This window comes from Paenibacillus sp. FSL R5-0517 (assembly GCF_037974355.1).
In the GTDB taxonomy this organism is placed as follows: Bacteria; Bacillota; Bacilli; order Paenibacillales; family Paenibacillaceae; genus Paenibacillus.
Genome location: NZ_CP150235.1, coordinates 3,224,425 through 3,242,433, shown reverse-complemented (window position 1 = coordinate 3,242,433; position 18,009 = coordinate 3,224,425). Strand labels below are relative to the sequence as shown.

Below are 18,009 nucleotides of genomic sequence, written 5' to 3'. Positions count from 1 at the left end.
ATGTTCACTCCACAATCCACATAGTAATAATATACGACCTTTTACAACGATTGACCACCTTCTATATCCTCTCTTTTGTGCAACTACCATACACAGTCCTCTGTGTTACAAAGCTTCGCATGAATAAGCCGATCCCCTAAAGGATCAGCTTAATTTTGAACTTTTAGACCTCGCCGCGTCTGTTTTCAACCGATTTCATACGGTTTTGATCATCTGGTACACGGTCAACACTGAACTCTTGGCCAGCTTCAACCTCACCATGACCTGAGATATTTCGGGAAAAATGAGTGAATTGCTTTTTTTGCTCATCCAGCTCGTGTTTTTGCTTCAGAAGCTCTTGCGGGTCCTGATTTGTCATTATACTAACCTCCCATTAATGAAACCATATTATTTGTTCGCACTACAGAAGTTTTCCATAAGTGAACTGTAGTTATGCATGAGGTTCAGAATCCTTACATAAAATGAGCTCAAGCTTCCATTAGCAATCAATAAGTGAAAGAGCATGTTTAGCCGTTTCACTATGGAGAGGGTGCTTGTTCAGAACTGTGCACATCGATTACAGAGGAGAGAACAACTAATGAAACGTCTGCTCTTATCCTATCCGCTTAGCGTAAATACTCCCGTATATAAAGATAATCCCCCAGTTGAGATCCAGCAGCAATCAAGCATAGCTCAAGGGGACCCGTATAACCAATTTATCATCACATCCCTCAACCATAGCGGCACTCATATTGATGGGCCTTGGCACTTTAATCCCAAAGGCAAAAAACTGAGTGAGCTTCCATTAGACGATTTTATTTTCTCTCATCCTACGATCCTCGACATTCCCAAAAGTGATGACGAATTGATTACCAAAGCCGACCTGGAGCCCTATGAGCACCTGATTGCAGGCTCTGATTTGCTGCTCATACGTACAGGTTTTGGGAAGCTTCGTTCCTCAGACCCTGTTCGTTATAGTGATCATAACCCTGGGTTTGCCGCATCAGCTGCCAGTTACCTCATGGTGTTTGATTCACTACGAGCAATCGGCATGGATATGATCTCTGCGGGATCTTCACTTCATGAGGATGAAGCTATCGCTTTTCATCAGAAGATCCTGGGAAAAGATCGTGTGGATGGCAAATTCATTCTAGTCATTGAAGATATGAATTTAAACCAGGATTTATCAGATATCGGTGTTGTTTATGCTGTGCCTTTGTTTGTTGAAGGGGTTGACAGCAGTTTCAGTACCATTTTCACTGAAAAATGTTAGCTGGAGCAGCCCGAAGTATTCATAAACAATATGTAGTGTATACCAAAAAAACGCGCCAAGAGATCATCTCTGGCGCGTTTTTTTATAGTGATTACGTTGTTAGTGAATATCTTTCTTTTTGAAATTGCCACCTCTTACTTCAGCTACATCGTATACAACTACAAAAGCAGATGGGTCAATTTCATGAATGATATCTTTAATTTTGCTCTCTTCCATCCGGTTAATGACACAAGTAATTTCCTTGAATTGTTCATTGGAGTATCCACCATACGCCTCGGTGTACGTTGCACCACGACCTAGACGGTCACGGATGGTTTCAACCATGATCTCAGGTTGAGTGGTAATAATTTTAAACGTTTTGGAGCCGCTTAATCCCTCTTCAACAATATGTATTACTTTGGAAGCAATAAAATACGCAAGTCCTGACAAAATCGCTCCTTGCAGACCGAACACGGTAGAAACGACAATAAAGACAAACATGTTGAGAAACAGAATGAGATCACTGGTTCCAAAAGGGACTTTACGCGAAAGAAGTACAGCCAGCATATCTATGCCATCCAATGCCCCGCCATTACGTAATGCAAGACCCATACCGAAACCGATGATAATCCCGCCGACCACCGTAACGAGCAAGGTATCCCCTTCGATGATCGTTGGTACATGGTGCATCAGACTGGTGCTGATCGCCAGTGAAGCAATACCGATGATTGAATATAACGCGAAGCTTTTACCAATCTGCTTGTACCCGAGCCATACAAACGGAATATTAATAATCCCGATGAGCATCCCCAGCGGTAATCCAAACAGCTGTGATCCTACGATACTCAGACCTGTGACACCACCATCTGAGACATTATTCGGGATCAATATGGCTTCCAGGCCATAAGCCGTTATAAATCCCCCAATGATAATCAATAATACTTTGGAGAGGATCTTTAACTTGTTTGACTTTTGTTTTCTGTTTTGATGCATTCCATTTCCTCCTTGATGAACAACCGATAAAAAACAGTCTATAATAAAAATCACTGTTTTGGCAAATAGATCGGCATTGTGTGTGTTACATCATTGCCCGATGAACGTGCGGTACGACGAGATTTTATGCTCAAGCATCTCATCGGCTGTGTTAAGGATATGCATCTGTTTTTGAATCGACTCTTTATGATCCTCCAGCAACTTTAGCCGATCTCCCGCTGTATGCTCCCCTTCCTGGAATAAGGATGCATACTTCTTAATGGTAGCAATAGGCATCTGAGTCTCTTTTAATTTGATCACAAATTGAAGCCATTTCAGGTGGGACTCGTTGTATCGCCTGTCTCCACTCGCATCTCGGAGAGGTGTTACAATCTGTTCTTTCTCATAATAACGCAACGTATGTGCACTGATATGGAGTAACTCGGCCACTTCACCAATGGTATGCATGGTTAACCTCCCCTCTATATTCGAGCTTGACTTAGAGTAAGCTCTAATCAGTATAATCAACTCGTGCTCACATCACAATAAAAAATGAAATCAGATCCAGGAGGAATTCCCATGAAATACACAGTGATTACCGGTGCCAGTTCAGGTATTGGATATGAAGCGGCTTTAGCTTTTGCAGCTCGTGGCAAAAATATGATCCTGGCAGCACGCAGAACCGATGAATTGGACAAGTTAAAAGGAAAAGTGGCTGAAATCAATCCTGATCTGGATGTTGTCATTCGTACAGTTGATCTGTCCATTGCCGCTAATGTACATGAATTCTATGAAAGTCTTCAGGCTTATTCCATTGAGACGTGGATCAACAACGCCGGATTCGGGAATTTTGCTTCTGTTGGCGAACAACACCTGCCCAAAATTGAGCAGATGCTTCATCTAAATATAGAAGCTCTTACGATTCTTTCTTCCCTGTATGTACGTGATTATGCAGATGTCGATGGCACACAGATCATTAATATTTCCTCTGGTGGAGGATATACCATTGTAGCCGATGCAGTAACTTACTGTGCAACCAAGTTCTATGTAAGTGCCTTTACAGAAGGGCTTGCGCAGGAGTTGAAAGGCAAGAATGCAGCAATGCAAGCCAAAGTGCTCGCTCCGGCTGCAACCGAGACGGAATTTGCGAAACATTCCTTTAATGTAGACGAGTTTGAATATGAGGGCAGAGTTCCTAAATTCCATACGGCGGAACAAATGGCTGGTTTTCTATTGGAGCTGTATGACAGTGAGAGTGTAGTCGGCATTGTGGATGGCATGACCTATGACTTTGAGCTAAGAGAACCGATCTTTCCTTACGCCGCAAGAGCAGCCTCAAAACCACAAAATTAACCCGAAGCTGATGTTTAAACCGAGTCGCCTGATTCCATTTAGACATCACCTAACCTTACTGATAGACATCGATGATAAACATCATTGCATCTAGTCATTAAAACATCATTGGACGTTAAAAAGGGAACCTGTCTCCAGGCTCCCTTCTTTTTTATAAACAATTCTGTATTAATACCTTCTATATAATGAACGTTTATGCCAGCCTTATTTTGAAATCCTGATATCCGAATTCGCGAACAACTTCGCAATCGCCGTCTTTTCTTTTGACTGCAATCGCTGGAAGCGGCATGCCGTTGAACGTGTTGGTTTTCACCATAGAGTAAATCGCCATGTCCTCGAATACCAGACGGTCACCTTCTTGTAAAGGCTGATCGAATGAATAATCCCCAATCACGTCCCCAGACAGACAGGTTTGTCCACCTAGGCGATACAGATGAGCTTTCTCGCCCACTTCTCCCGAACCGATCAGCGGCGGGCGATATGGCATTTCCAGCACATCCGGCATATGGCATGTAGCTGAAGTATCCAGAATGGCGATGTCCATGCCATTTTTATGGAAGTCCAGCACTGAAGTCACCAGATAACCCGCGTTCAGCGCAACAGCTTCTCCCGGCTCCAGATATACTTCCAGGCCATAATCATTCTGCATACGCTTGATGCAAGCTTCCAACCTTGGAATATCATAATCTTCACGCGTGATATGGTGTCCACCACCGAAGTTGATCCATTCCATTTGCGGCAACCATTGTCCGAACTTCTCGACAACCGCGTTCAACGTAGTCTCCAGATCGTCAGAATTTTGCTGACACAGTGTGTGGAAGTGCAGTCCGGAGACACCTTCCAACAGATCTGCTTGGAAATCCTCTTGTTTCGCGCCAAAACGTGAACCCGGAGAACACGGATCATAGATCTCGTGCCCTTCTTGGGTAGAGCATTCAGGATTGACGCGCAAGCCGACCTTACGGCCAGCCTGAAGCGCCTTATCCTTGAATTTTGCAAGCTGTGAAAATGAGTTGAAAATAATGTGGTCGCAGATGGAGATAATCTCGTCGATCTCTTCTGCGCGGTATGCCGGAGCAAAGACATGATTCTCTTTGCCCATTTCCTCGTGACCCAGACGTGCTTCATACAGACCGCTCGCCGTAGCACCGCTCAGGTATTCTCCAATCAGCGGATACATCGCAGTCATGGAGAATGCTTTTTGAGCGAGCACGATTTTGGCACCTGTACGCTGCATAACACCGTTCAGGATTTTCAGGTTTCTCTCGATAAGCGCCTCGTCAACAACAAAACATGGTGTCGGTAATTGCTCGAACCGCATTTTAACGAACAAGCTCCGATTCTTTAACTTCTTCTGGCAGCTCATCAACGAGTACCGGGTTGAAGTCTTCTACCCATGGGAGACCCCATTTGTTCAACTCTTCCATGAATGGATCCGGGTTGAATTCTTCTACATTGTATACGCCTGGTTTGTTCCATTTGCCTGTCATGACCATGGCCGCACCAATCATAGCTGGAACGCCTGTTGTGTAAGAGATTGCTTGGGAACCCACTTCTTTGTAGCACTCTTGGTGATCACAGATATTGTAAACATAGTATGTTTTGTCTTGACCATCTTTTTTACCTTTGAAAATACAACCGATGTTTGTTTTACCTACAGTGCGTGGTCCAAGGGATGCTGGATCAGGCAGTACTGCTTTCAGGAATTGCAGTGGAATAATTTGTTTGCCTTCATATTCAATAGGCTCGATTGAAGTCATGCCCACATTTTCAAGTGCTTTCAAGTGAGTCAGGTAACTTTGACCAAATGTCATGAAGAAACGAATGCGTTTCAGACCTGGCATGTTTTTCGCCAAAGATTCCAGTTCCTCATGGTACAACAGGTACATGTCTTTCTCGCCAACTTCTTTGAAGTCGTAGACACGTTTGATTTCCATCGGTTTCGTTTCGATCCATTCACCATTTTCCCAGTATCTTCCGTTCGCAGAAACTTCACGAATGTTAATCTCAGGGTTGAAGTTGGTTGCGAACGGATAACCGTGATCGCCACCATTGCAGTCCAAGATGTCGATGTACTCAATCTCGTCAAAGTAGTGCTTCAGGGCATAAGCGGAGAATACGCCTGTCACGCCTGGGTCAAATCCACTACCGAGCAAAGCAGTGATTCCTGCTTGTTCAAAACGCTCTTTGTAATCCCATTGCCAACTGTATTCGAACTTCGCTGTATCATGTGGCTCATAATTTGCTGTGTCCATGTAATTTGTTTTCGTTGCAAGGCAAGCATCCATGATGGTCAGATCTTGATACGGCAAAGCCAGGTTCATAACGATATCCGGTTTAACTTCATTGATCAGAGCGATCAGTTCGTCAACATTATCAGCATCTACTTGTGCTGTCGTAATTTTAGTTTTTCCGCCGTCCAGCTTGGCTTTGAGTTCATCACATTTGGATTTTGTACGACTCGCGATGCAGATTTCCTCAAAAACTTCGCTGTTTTGAACGCATTTGTGTACTGCCACGGAAGCAACGCCGCCGGCGCCGATGATTAGTGCTTTTCCCATTTTACATTCTCCTATCCCAATATGTATTTTTTTTAATTGGTTTAATTTGGTTTGATACGATGACAACAACAAGACAACAAAAAAAGCAAGGTGAAAAATGCCCGCAATCGCGCATCATCACACTTGCTTATCGATATACATCATAAAAAAGACGTGAAGTCTCCATGACCAAAAAAGTTCACAAGAACTCCTTTGGCGGAAAGCTCCTTCATGTATATCAATATTGGATCAGAGTCTATATAGCAAATAATTCGCCTTTACCACTCTTATTGACCGTTTCACAAGTTGATGTGCAATTGCACTGGTTGTAAAGTAACCAACTTATAAAATTTGAGCTTTGAACTCAATCAATAAAGCAACGTAAGTTGCCAATCGGCGTTTGACCCGGCTGTCCGTATGGCCTTAACTTCTTGGTGAAGTGGTCAAAAATTATCTGCTGGAAAGCTCTAATTCATATTGATAAATCAACTTCCCAAAATCACAGGTCTTACACTATCAGACGTTGAAAAAAAAATCAAGCAATTATCAAATTTTTTTTTGTCCGGCCTCCTCAGATTCGACCAAACCATCGCACCGGAACACATTACACACGGTTCACAACTTGTATACAGAGTGTACTCGCTGAGGTCAAATACATGATGTTCGGAACAATATTTTCGGATAAGACCAATTTCTGCATGATGCGTAGGGTCACAAAAAGTGTGCAGAGCAATCCCAATGGCTTTATGCATAAAAAGTTCATCTTTATTCATATTGTTTACCTCCAATATATAAATGATGTTCTCAAATATATCATTGCTTATAATCATTTCTCATTGATTCAGATCTTGTTTAAGTTGTTCCAGTTGTTCGGAATGTGTCAGGAGAAGATAAGAGCCGGTTGTAATCAGATTGGAAGTTGTCTCATGTCCAGCAAATATTAATAATGTGATCATGGATATTAATTCATCCTCATTCAAGCGGAAAAAGCATAAAAAAAGAGGTCGGCCATTAGCCAACCCCCATATTAATAACGTTGTTTCACCAGTTCCAAATACCACCAACAGGCTTCGGTCACTCTATTGGCTTCGGATTGAAATGCACTGGATTTATACTCTTTGTGAAACGCTTGAAGCACCACTTCGATCACAGGAATATTTATATCCTCTTTATCTTGTAAAAGCCCTAAAAGTCCCTTCGAAAGTTGCTTCAAGGATTCCGATTCCTTGGATTTTTGAACGTGTTTGTTGAACTCATCAAAATCTTTTAATATATCATCGATGTCCAGACCCATATCATGGTTGCGCTCATCGGCATTCAGGAAATAGAGTGACTGAAAATCGAAAATATGTTCATTTCTCTGGTGCATCGTTCTTAGGATCACTTCAATGTAGGTTAACACTTTTGGAACAACTTCGCTCCATACTGGTTTTTGCGTATTTAGACTTCTTGAGGTGTTGGCAATCTGATGTAATATGCCGTAGCACAATATTGCCCCTTCGTGGGCATATAAGCTAATGTCATTCCCGTACACCTGAATCAAGCGTGTAGACAGCCATTTGAGGTGAACTGTAGCCAGTTTGGCTGAATTAATCTCTCCGGAATAAAACCCCGTCCAATATAATTCCCATACTCGCTCTTTATTAGGTACAGACATAGGAATCGCAATCTGATCTACGAGCAAGTCGTAATCCGATGTATAGTGATTTTGTTCAAGTTCTTTGCGAATGAACACATCCTCTTGCATGCGCTGATCAATAATTGAATATAAACAATCTTCTTTAGAATTGAAGAATTTGTAGAATGTGCCTTTGGATACACCCGATTGATCCAAGATCATCTGGATTGTTGTATTTGCATAGCTATGCTCTAAAAATAGTGCAAGTGCTGTTTCCAATAAACTTTGTCTACGACTACTCATATCTCGTTATCGCCCCAAGTTTTTCTATTGATTATACCATTCAATTCCTCAGGAGTTGAAGCATTGATTCGCAGTATAAAGGTCATGTAAAATAATTGCACAATGAGTAAATTTGCACAATGAGCAACTTGTTGTTATGATAAACCTCACAAAGTGCATATTCAGTAAGTGTGCTCTTGTTAAAAAGAATTAAACCATAGTCATGGTGTGGGAGGTGAACGCATAAGCGGAGAACAATGATTAAACGAAACTTGCGACATTTGAAGAAAGAAGCAACTGAAAAAGCGCTTGCTGTTACAGCGTTTGAACTTACCCTTGAACACGGGCTTGATGGCTTTACGGTCGAAGATATCGTGCATCAAGTGGGTTGTTCACGTAGAACATTTGCTAACTACTTCACATGTAAAGAAGAAGCCGTAGCAAGAGGCGCAATATCCGTTCAGAATACAACGGAACTCGAAGAGTTACTTACCGAAATGCCTGAACACGCCTCCTTGTTAGACTTGCTGTATGACCTGATCAAGATGCAACTTACAACAGAACTAATTGGAAGGCTTCATCAGCTACTCTCGCTATCCCATACCTATCCCGTGCTTGAACCTCATTACCTCGGAGCTATGCACCGGATGCAGACGCAGGCACAAGATACCTTATTAGACTTATCCAACGGGAAGTATGACGAGATCTATACTTATCTTCTAATTAACGCACTATATGGAACGATACTGCCATTAATTGATGGAAGACTCAATGTGCTGCTGCCCGGACAAGTCTTTACTGAAGATACCAAGCCCGGTGCTATCACCTTCGATCAATTTTTGGAAACGACGTTTAGTCATTTGCGGGCAGGATTCGAACATGCCAACCATCCACATTCATCATAGAGGGAGTGTAAAATAGAGATATGTCTACATTACTATACAGAGTGGGGAAAACCGCTTTTAGCAAACCTGCCTACTTTATCATTGGCTGGGTATTAATTCTGGGAATTGTCATCTCCATGATTGGTATCAATGGTATTCACATCAGTTCTGAAATGAAGATTGAAGGCACAGAGTCGCAGAAGGTTCTGGATCAATTAGCAAAAGAATTGCCAGCCGCCTCCGGCGGTCAAGGAAGTGTTGTGTTCAAAGCACCGGACAACGAGCGTTTGGATACACCTGAACGTTTGGCTGCCATGATGAAAGGTGTTAATGAAGTTTACGCATTAGACAAAGTCCTTAACCCTGCCGATTATGCAGCTGAAGCGAGTAATTCAGGGGCTTCTGCTGAGATGGCTCAGAATGCTCAGTCTGCGGGTGCGGCTCAATCCGCAACAACCACGCCTCTTCCCTACGGACCTTTGATGGTGGATGGTGTTCCTGTACCTGGTATGCTGATCTCTTCAGACGGCAGTATTGCACTGTTCCAGTTCCAATTTACAATCGAGCAGTCTGCCATAACGCAGGATGTATTTGACTCTGTTATTCAATCCGTTATGACAGTAGAAAAAGGAACCAATATTACGGTCTTGCCAGGCGAAACGCTCAAAGCGGTATCGATTGGGGTCGGCTCCGCAGAGATTGTTGGACTGGTCATTGCTGTAATCGTATTGCTGATCACACTCGGCTCCGTTGTTGCAGCAGGTCTGCCTCTGATTACTGCACTACTGGGTGTTGCGATCGGAGTAGGTGGAGCATTCTCAATCTCCAAATTCATTGAAATGCCAAGTGTCACTTCCGTTCTGGCTCTCATGGTTGGATTGGCTGTTGGAATCGATTACGCTCTCTTCATTGTTAATCGCCAACGTCGAATGATCATTGATCAAGGCTTGAGCGCCAAAGAAGCAACAGCCAGAGCCATTGGTACATCGGGCAGCGCAGTATTTTTTGCGGGGTTAACCGTCATTATTGCACTATGTGGTATGCTCGTCATTGGTCTCACATTCTTGTCTACGATGGCTTTGGTTGCAGCAGCCACTGTACTCATCAACGTATTTGTTGCTTTAACCCTGTTGCCGGCTTTGCTGGGATTGGTAGGAGAACGCATCTGTTCAGCCAAAGCTCGTGAGAAAAGCACGAAACATCCTAAAGCCGCTAGTCACGGAGTTGCGGATAGATGGGTGAAATTCATTATCAAGAATCGTTGGGCTACCATTATCGCGATTATCATCATTCTTGGTTTTGCCGCGATACCTATCTCGAAAATGGAAATGGGTATCCCTGGCGCTTCCTCAGCGAATCTGGATACGGATGCAAGACAGAGCTATGATGCTATCTCGGAAGGCTTCGGAGAAGGATTCAACGGACCACTTATTCTGGTCGCAGAGCCTAATCAATCTTCTGCCAAAGTCACGCCGGAACTCTTGGGTGGTCTGATGATGGAGCTGCAAGGTCAAAACAACGTAGCACAGGTTACACCGCTTGGAATGACAGAAGATTTGGCTATCTTTAGTCTCATTCCAAAAACGGGTCCTAACGATACGCTCACTAAAACAATGGTCACTGATCTGCGATCGACTGATTCGAGTATCGCACAGACCTATGATGTGAAGCTTGGAGTTACGGGTCTTACGGCTGTTAACATTGATATGTCTGCTAAACTCGCGCAGGTATTCCCTATTTATGTAGGTATTATCATCCTGCTATCGCTGATCATCCTGTTACTCGTATTCCGTTCGATCATCGTTCCTATCAAAGCAACAATTGGCTTCCTGCTTAGTATCCTGGCTACATTCGGGATTACGACTGCTGTATTCCAATGGGGCTGGCTGCATTCGCTCTTTGGTTTTGATACCGGCGGACCGTTGCTGAGCTTTATGCCGATCATCGTGACAGGTATTTTGTATGGCCTCGCAATGGACTATCAAGTCTTCCTTGTTAGCTCGATGCGTGAATCATATGTCCACGGTCATCGCGGAACCGAATCCGTCGTTCATGGGTACAATCAGGTCAGTCGCGTGGTTGTTGCCGCAGCAGTGATCATGGTCTCTGTATTTGCAGGATTTATCTTCACCGATGATGTCATGATCAAGCAGATTGGTTTCACCTTGGCCGTAGGCATTCTGATCGATGCTTTCATCATCCGTATGGGATTGGTTCCAGCCATCATGGCTATTTTCGGAGACAAAGCTTGGGCTCTTCCGAAATGGCTGGATCGCATTCTGCCAAACCTGGATGTTGAAGGCGAGAAGCTGATTGCTTCCCTTCATGCTGAAGAACAAGCCAACACCAAGTCTGGATTAAAATAATCAGTCTACTTCAATGGTAATACCAGGATTACTCATCATCACGACTAGATTCACCATTACAAAGACCTCCTATGTTTTATAAACAGGAGGTCTTTTCTCTGCTCCAGATTATGCAGTGATATCTTCAATATGGACATTATAGCGCGGGGATTGAGAAGCATTAACAAACGCCGTAAATAACTTTTGACTACAGTCATCTACGTTGTAGCTGTACTCTGGATGCCACTGCACAGCTAAAACAAATGAACGGTTCGGCATGACCACGGATTCGACGAGTCCGTCTTCAGCGACTGCCACGGCCGTTAATTTATCCGTTAACATCTTGATCCCCTGATGGTGATAGCTGTTTACTTTTATCTTATCTGTTTGCAAAATATCGTATAGGATATTATTTTTCTCAATATGTACATCATGTACAAGATTCGTATACGGCGGACTTTGCTTATGATTAACGATCTTGTTCACATGAAGTTGAAGGCTAGTCGGAATGTCTTGATACAACGTACCACCCAAAACAACGTTAAATAATTGTAGTCCACGGCATATGCCAAAGGCTGGCTTATCAAGCTCAATTACCTTTTGTAATAATACCGACTCCATCATATCGCGTTCAATACATAACTCTCCACAGGCGACCTCTGCATGCTCATGATACAGCTCCGGATTGAGATCATGTCCCCCGGTGAACAGGAAGCCATCGAATTCATTAACCAATGTTCCTATAATATCGGTATCCGTTGTCAAAGGCAGCATAATCGGAATCCCACCTGCTCCCTCTATTGCGTTCATATAATCCGGAAGCATCCAGTAACTTTTTTTGTCAGTATCATATAAAGGCAGTACACCGATCATGGGCTTTTTCATGGCTTTACCTCCCAGCTTTTCATTCATTTTATCAGATCTCTTCATATATAAATTCACTGAATTATTGCATTATCCTACCTCTATTGTCTGCGAACTCGTTTCATCCGGAATGCTGGAAAGGATATGTTGAGGATGAGTGATCACATTCCTACTCCTCTCTCTCAGCTAAGCGCACAAAAGACGCTCCTTTTGGGGAACGCCTTTTGCTTAACACGTTTCGTTTCAAACTTACTTACTTCTAATCTAGAGCTTAAACCGGCGAACCAGTTCTTGCATATTCTCTGCTGTTTTGGATAGCTGTGCAGAAGATGCGGATATCTCCTCCATTGCCGCCATTTGCTCTTGGGCTGCTGCTGAAGTTGTCTGAGCGCTATCAGCCGACACTTTAGAGATGTGACTCATCGCGGCAACGGTAGCCGAGACTTCCTCCGTACTGGCTGACAACTGTTCTGAGACAGCAGATATATCCTGAATTTGATCCACGATATGAGTTGTATATTGTTCAATGTTGGATATGGTTGCAGAAGCTTCTTGGCTGATCCGCATTCCCTCACCAACTTGATTGCGAACTTTATCATTCATAAGGGAGGTGGATTTTGCAATCAGATCAAGCATTTTGCCAATGGTAGCGCCAATGTCGTCCGCACTTTGTTTGGATTGCATGGATAACGTACGCACCTCACCAGCAACGACAGCAAAACCTTTACCGTGTTCTCCTGCTCTTGATGCTTCAATAGAGGCATTCAGTGACAGAAGGTTAGTTTGCCGAGAGATATCCGCAATCGCTTCATTCATTCGATTGGCTTCGGCGGACAGACTGGACAGCTCATTAATCAATGCCGAGGTTTCTTCAACAGCTCCGAGAATATGTTCCATTTGTTCTCCGACCTGGTTGATGGTTTTCCCGCCATTAGCAACAGCGCGCTCCGTCTCTTCAGCGGAATCAACGATGGCACTCGCAGATTCTGCAATTGTACTGATGCCTCTCGCCATCTCTTCTACGGCATTCGCGGTTTGTTCCGCATTTTCCGCCCCAACCATAGCTGATTCCGCAGTCTGGTGCATGGTTTCCGCCACATGTTGAACCGATTGGGTGGTTTGTTCTGTGCTTTCCTGAATCATTTGGGAAGAGTGACTTAACAACGATGACGTCTGATGAAGTTCGGCAACCACCGATTGAAGGGAAATGGTCATCTGGTCAAAATCATTGGCTAATATACCAAATTCATTTTCAGTTTTAAGATTAACCCGTTCGGACAGATTCCCTTCTCTTACGCTGCGAGTGGCCTTTCGCAGTTTTTGCATGGGTACAATAAAAGATCTCAGAATGAAGAAAATAATAACTCCGGCAATCATTACAGATACAGCAATGACGATTAGACTCGATACCATGATGGGTTTCGCTGCGGCGATAAAATCCTCATGGCCCATCAAAGCAATGACATTCCATCCCGTCAAAGCATTAACACCGTTATACACCTCCAAATCATACGCCAGATCCGTTCTAACAAATTGGGAGAATGCCATCGGTTCTTCGGAACTTGAAGCCGTATTCGGATGAACTGGAATTCCTTCGATCAGCGCTCCGCCAAGTTCTCCTCCCCCACCTTTTACAATGGCACCGGACCAAGCCGCGATGGTTCGATTGGCGTCAACCACAATCAGGCTCCCATTACCTCCTACATCCACTTCAGATATTTCTTTGGCTAATTGCTCCAGATCAAGTTTAATACTTGCTACACCATGTTGATTTGAAAGAGCCTTTGAAATTTCTACATAAATCTTCCCGGATACCGGATCTTTCATAATGCTCGAAAAATAGAGTGATCCATTCTTACTTTCACCATTGGTATACCACTCTGTGCTGCGTGGATCATATGTTGCATCCTCTACTGCTGGAGATGATATGAAATCACCTTGCTCGTTACCCACAGTTATAGCAAGAATATCAGGATATGTATCAGCTAATTGCTCGATTTCTACTTGTACCGCTTCGATGTTCGCCTGACCGGGCGAGGATCTATAGATACGGTCTATATAACTCAATAATTCTGCTTTTTCCCCTACCAGATTGTTAATATGCTGTCCTGTCATCGTTAATATTGTGTTGATGGGTTCTGTCATTTTTTGTTGCACCTGATCTTTGGCACTATGATACGAGAAATAACCGATAAGTGTAGTTGGGATAATAAGCACCGCAAGGAAAGCTGCAATCAGCCTAGTACTCATTAATCGTAAACTGGCTCCTCCTTTCTTATAAAATGACCTTTTTTTCTTTTCTTTTTCCAAAGTGAATCTTCCTCTCTGTATCCATTTTTAGTAGAATCAACCGGCAAGTAAACGCAAAAAAACCCATATATGTACACACCCAAAGAAACGTTGAGCATGTATATACATAGGTATTGCCTGAATGAATTCAGTAACAAGCCGTATTTGTTTCGTATTATAGCATAAATAAAAAGGGTTTGTTAGCTATGATTGGTTCTTTATACCAAGCATCTGTTGTTTATATTCGGTAGGACTTAGCCCCGTATACTCTTTGAACACCTTGGAGAAATAGTGCTGATCGCTAAACGACAGCAAATCGGATAATTCCTTAAACTTCATGTCCGGCTGGCTTTCCATCAGTCTGCAGGCTTCCTGAATGCGAAGCTGGGTGTAATACTGAACAAACGTAATTTGTGTTTCATTTTTGATCACTCTGCTGACATAGGACGGGCTGACGTGAAACTTCATGGCAATGTCGTTGATCGACAATGGAGAGTATTTATTTAGTTTTACGTAATCGTCAATCTGTTCGAACAGGATCGCCTTGCTTTTGCGGACGTGGGATTGCAGCATATCGAAACACTGTCCCGTCCATTCCGTCAGTTCCCGGCAAAAATCAGCATAGGACTGTGCCTGGACGAATTGTTTTGCCCGAAGCTCCAACCCCAATCTCATGCCCGAGCCCTGTTCCTCGTACAGATGAGCAAACGTGTCTACGATCAATCCAATAAACCGTTCCACCTCAGTCATATGTACATTTTCCTCTGCCCATTGATTCAACAATTCAGATAACTTAAGAGCAAACCGTTCTTTCTGCCGGGCCTGTATCATCTGTACAAAAACAGATTCCAGTACCGAATCCAGACAGCCTGTCTCGGATCTAGCCATTGATACCGGATTCCCGGTATCCAACACTATTCCTTGTTTCAACCGTTGCTGCTCAGACATAATGGACGACATGCGGTGATAGAGCTCAGGCAGATTACCAGACTCAGCCAATAGAAGTTGTCCTCCAATAATCGCATTGATGTCATGCGCAACCAAATGCCGTCTCAAGGATTCAAGACATTCGTGTACGGAAGAATACACCTCAAGTGCACTCTTGTTAACAAAAGCAATAAATTGATATGGTGTTTGGCTGGTGTACACACGACAAGAATAGAATGGGAAAAAATCCTTCACCATCGCCTCAAGCTCCAGCTGCACCCATCGTTCATTCCCTGCGGTGAAGGGTTGTTTGCTCATAATCATCATCATCTGGCTGAATAAGGGCGGAAAATCCTCCCCCTTTTTGAGCGTAGTCTCACATTGGGGATGAATGATTTCTTGCAGATCCAGCAGTTCCTTGGACATCTGTTGATCAAGTTGGTCAATTACCCGACCCATGACTTCTTCAAGCGCCTCTCGTTCGACAGGTTTTAGCAAATAGTCAAACACTTGCAGGTTCAATGCTTTTCTTGTGTATTCAAAATCGCTGTATCCGCTAATTAGAATGACCTTCAGATCCGGGTTGGCAAGCTTGGCTTGCTCAATCAGGGACAGGCCATCCATTTTTGGCATTCGAATATCCGTCAACAACAGATCAATCGATGACTGCTTTATCGCTGCCAGAGCCTCCTCTCCATTCGTTGCCGTAGCCGCTACACGAATGGGAAAGCTCAGCGTTTCCAAGAGCATTTTTATATTACGTAATATCGGCTTGCTATCCTCTACAATCATCGCATTATACATCGCCTATGCCTCCTCGCTAGTAAAAATCTTTCGTCAGTGAGCCGATGATCTGAATCGTTGCTCCATGTTGCTCTTCCGAATGATTGTTAAATATATTAATAAAGAGTCGGTTGTTATACATTAGTTTGAGTCGATTGACACTGTTGATAATCCCCATATTACCAAGGGCTGTAGCACGATCGGCCGTCTGGTTCATTCCGGAGCCCGATGCCTGAATATTGGCTACAATCTCCTGGATCTTATCCGGTGGAAACCCCTCTCCGTTATCCTTGATCTCCAAAGCCCATAATCCGTTATATTGCTTCACGGTAATCCGGATATGCCAAGGCGGCGCAGTGTTGGCAAAGGCATGTTCAATGCAGTTTTCCACAAACGGCTGAATGACCAACCGTGGCAAACGGATTTCGTTCGCCAGTTCGTCAGCACAGATGTCCCATTCCAGATCCTCCTCGTACTTTTGCTGTACAAGGGACAGGTAATGTCTCGTATGTTGAAGCTCCTCAGCCAAAGTCACATGCGCGTATGGTGAAGAGACAATATAACGCAGACTGTCCGAGAGATGTTTACACATATCGGATACAACTTTGGTCTTCCCCTCTTGGGCGGCAATACTGATCAGATATAGAACATTATGAATAAAATGAGGTGCGATCTGGGCTTGCAGCGCAGAATTACGCGCCTTTACTTCTTCATGAAGCGCCGATTTTTCCCGGTCAATGGATTGTTGAAGCCTCTCCATCAGATCCCGAAAGGCTTCATTCAGCAACAATAGATCGTTATTCTTCGGCGTTTCATCCACTTTCAGATTCATATTGCTGTAGTTCATTCGCCAGATCTGGCTACGTAGCTTGCGGATAGGCAGCAGCAGGTTACGCGTCGACAGGAAGATATACACGAACGACACCAGCATCAGTGCTGTAATCAGCAGGATGGACATCGTCTGAACAGAATGGATCGAGCCTAGGACAGATTTTTTGGGCGTTATGATGTATGTAATCCAACCTGTACTCGGTGAAATAGAATGTGTGACGTAATTGTCGTCTTTGTCGACATCTAACCCCTCGTCTGATGAAGGCTTTGTCCAATTGGCAAATGTCTCACTAGCTTCCGTACCTGTCATCTGCTCTCCTTGTTCATTCAGAATATAGACTTCCCCTGCTGTAATGCCTTCCGTAAGGTTCTGTATATAAGCTTGTTCCATCTGAATGCTAAGATAACCGTACACCTTGCCATTCTGATCATTGATCGTACGAACAAAGGAAATGGTATCGACTTGGCGCAGCAGAACAAAACCACTTTCCGTCCACTCTCGTCCGATCTGACTACTCTCCATCAGGGTGTTCAGGATGGCGGGTGGATTACCCGAACCCAGATATGACGTCAGGAGAATGCCGTGATTGTCATAGATGGACATGTCCTTGATATTCATGCTCGGACCGATGGCCTGGAACATGATGTCTTTAATGATCCGAATCTGTTTCAGTCTTTCATAATTACTATGCGCTGAGGAGCTCTTGTCCATGGCTGCAAAAATATTTTTGCTGGATAATATTCGCTGTGACATCTGGTTCTGCTGCTCCACATAGAGATCAACTTGTTCTCTTACCTTCGTAGCGGTCACGAGCGTATCCTGCTCCGTTTTCAATTTGAGCGGACGGACAACGATCACATTCACATAAACGATAAAACAGCCCAGCACAAACAAAAGCAGAGCCAGAAACGTCAAAAACACCTTCGTCTGCAAACTGAATTGAGTTGTTTTATGTATGAACTTCGCCATTATTAGAGATACCCTCCTGTTCTGACATGATGTGAAATCCCTTACATTGATGTCTACTCTATCACGGTACTCCATGAAATGATAGCGATTTCAAGTTCAGGATTTTACACATCAACGTTC

Annotated in this window: 14 protein-coding genes and 2 pseudogenes; 4 read left to right on the top strand and 12 right to left on the bottom strand. The window is 43.7% G+C overall.

Annotated elements, in window-relative coordinates; translation table 11 throughout:
* Positions 1-163: 163 nt before the first annotated feature.
* The gene (locus MKX40_RS14515) at positions 164-358 is read right to left on the bottom strand and encodes a hypothetical protein (RefSeq protein WP_339242623.1); all 195 of its coding nucleotides are present in this window, start codon (positions 356-358) and stop codon (positions 164-166) included.
* A gap of 219 nt (positions 359-577) precedes the next feature.
* Between MKX40_RS14515 and MKX40_RS14510 the strand changes: the two genes are divergently transcribed.
* The gene (locus MKX40_RS14510) at positions 578-1,252 is read left to right on the top strand and encodes a cyclase family protein (protein WP_339242621.1); all 675 of its coding nucleotides are present in this window, start codon (positions 578-580) and stop codon (positions 1,250-1,252) included.
* Between the two features lie 99 nt (positions 1,253-1,351).
* On the opposite strand, the gene MKX40_RS14505 is transcribed toward MKX40_RS14510, so the two are convergent.
* Positions 1,352-2,224, bottom strand: a complete 873-nt coding sequence (locus MKX40_RS14505; RefSeq protein WP_339242619.1) for a YitT family protein — start codon at positions 2,222-2,224, stop codon at positions 1,352-1,354.
* Between the two features lie 90 nt (positions 2,225-2,314).
* Positions 2,315-2,671 carry a MerR family transcriptional regulator gene (locus tag MKX40_RS14500; RefSeq protein WP_339242617.1) on the bottom strand — a complete coding sequence of 119 codons (357 nt, stop codon included), beginning with the start codon at positions 2,669-2,671 and terminating at the stop codon, positions 2,315-2,317.
* Positions 2,672-2,782: 111 nt separating this feature from the next.
* Between MKX40_RS14500 and MKX40_RS14495 the strand changes: the two genes are divergently transcribed.
* Complete coding sequence (locus MKX40_RS14495) at positions 2,783-3,556, top strand: SDR family NAD(P)-dependent oxidoreductase (RefSeq protein WP_339242615.1); 774 nt, start codon at positions 2,783-2,785, stop codon at positions 3,554-3,556.
* Between the two features lie 193 nt (positions 3,557-3,749).
* Here the strand turns inward: MKX40_RS14495 and nspC are convergent, their stop codons facing one another.
* From nspC to MKX40_RS14470, 5 genes and pseudogenes are all read right to left on the bottom strand, one after another.
* Positions 3,750-4,877 (bottom strand): carboxynorspermidine decarboxylase, encoded by a 1,128-nt coding sequence (nspC, locus tag MKX40_RS14490; protein WP_339243065.1) that lies wholly within the window; start codon positions 4,875-4,877, stop codon positions 3,750-3,752.
* Between the two features lies 1 nt (position 4,878).
* Entirely contained in the window at positions 4,879-6,117 is a 1,239-nt protein-coding gene (locus tag MKX40_RS14485) for a saccharopine dehydrogenase family protein (RefSeq protein WP_017688530.1), read from the bottom strand.
* Positions 6,118-6,668: 551 nt separating this feature from the next.
* Positions 6,669-6,869, bottom strand: a pseudogene (locus MKX40_RS14480) (nucleoside deaminase); the annotation flags it as partial.
* A 75-nt stretch (positions 6,870-6,944) separates the two neighbouring features.
* A pseudogene (locus tag MKX40_RS14475) lies at positions 6,945-7,079 on the bottom strand (cytochrome P450); the annotation flags it as partial.
* Positions 7,080-7,123: 44 nt separating this feature from the next.
* Positions 7,124-8,017: a TetR/AcrR family transcriptional regulator gene (locus MKX40_RS14470; RefSeq protein ID WP_339242613.1), complete on the bottom strand. Its 894-nt coding sequence runs from the start codon at positions 8,015-8,017 to the stop codon at positions 7,124-7,126.
* Between the two features lie 236 nt (positions 8,018-8,253).
* Between MKX40_RS14470 and MKX40_RS14465 the strand changes: the two genes are divergently transcribed.
* Together MKX40_RS14465 and MKX40_RS14460 are read left to right on the top strand one after the other, a co-directional pair.
* Positions 8,254-8,901, top strand: coding sequence for a TetR/AcrR family transcriptional regulator (locus MKX40_RS14465; protein WP_339242611.1), 648 nt, complete (start codon positions 8,254-8,256; stop codon positions 8,899-8,901).
* 20 nt (positions 8,902-8,921) lie between these two features.
* Positions 8,922-11,246, top strand: coding sequence for an MMPL family transporter (locus MKX40_RS14460; RefSeq protein WP_339242609.1), 2,325 nt, complete (start codon positions 8,922-8,924; stop codon positions 11,244-11,246).
* A gap of 108 nt (positions 11,247-11,354) precedes the next feature.
* Here MKX40_RS14460 and MKX40_RS14455 read toward each other — a convergent pair whose 3' ends face one another.
* The 4 genes from MKX40_RS14455 to MKX40_RS14440 all read right to left on the bottom strand — a co-directional run bounded on the left by MKX40_RS14455 (position 11,355) and on the right by MKX40_RS14440 (position 17,889).
* A complete protein-coding gene (locus MKX40_RS14455) occupies positions 11,355-12,110 on the bottom strand; it encodes a gamma-glutamyl-gamma-aminobutyrate hydrolase family protein (protein WP_339242607.1) in 756 nt (251 codons plus the stop codon).
* Positions 12,111-12,353: 243 nt separating this feature from the next.
* Complete coding sequence (locus MKX40_RS14450; RefSeq protein ID WP_339242605.1) at positions 12,354-14,339, bottom strand: methyl-accepting chemotaxis protein; 1,986 nt, start codon at positions 14,337-14,339, stop codon at positions 12,354-12,356.
* Positions 14,340-14,582: 243 nt separating this feature from the next.
* Positions 14,583-16,109 (bottom strand): response regulator, encoded by a 1,527-nt coding sequence (locus MKX40_RS14445; protein ID WP_339242603.1) that lies wholly within the window; start codon positions 16,107-16,109, stop codon positions 14,583-14,585.
* Between the two features lie 16 nt (positions 16,110-16,125).
* Positions 16,126-17,889: a histidine kinase gene (locus tag MKX40_RS14440; protein ID WP_339242600.1), complete on the bottom strand. Its 1,764-nt coding sequence runs from the start codon at positions 17,887-17,889 to the stop codon at positions 16,126-16,128.
* Between the last annotated feature and the right edge of the window lie 120 nt (positions 17,890-18,009).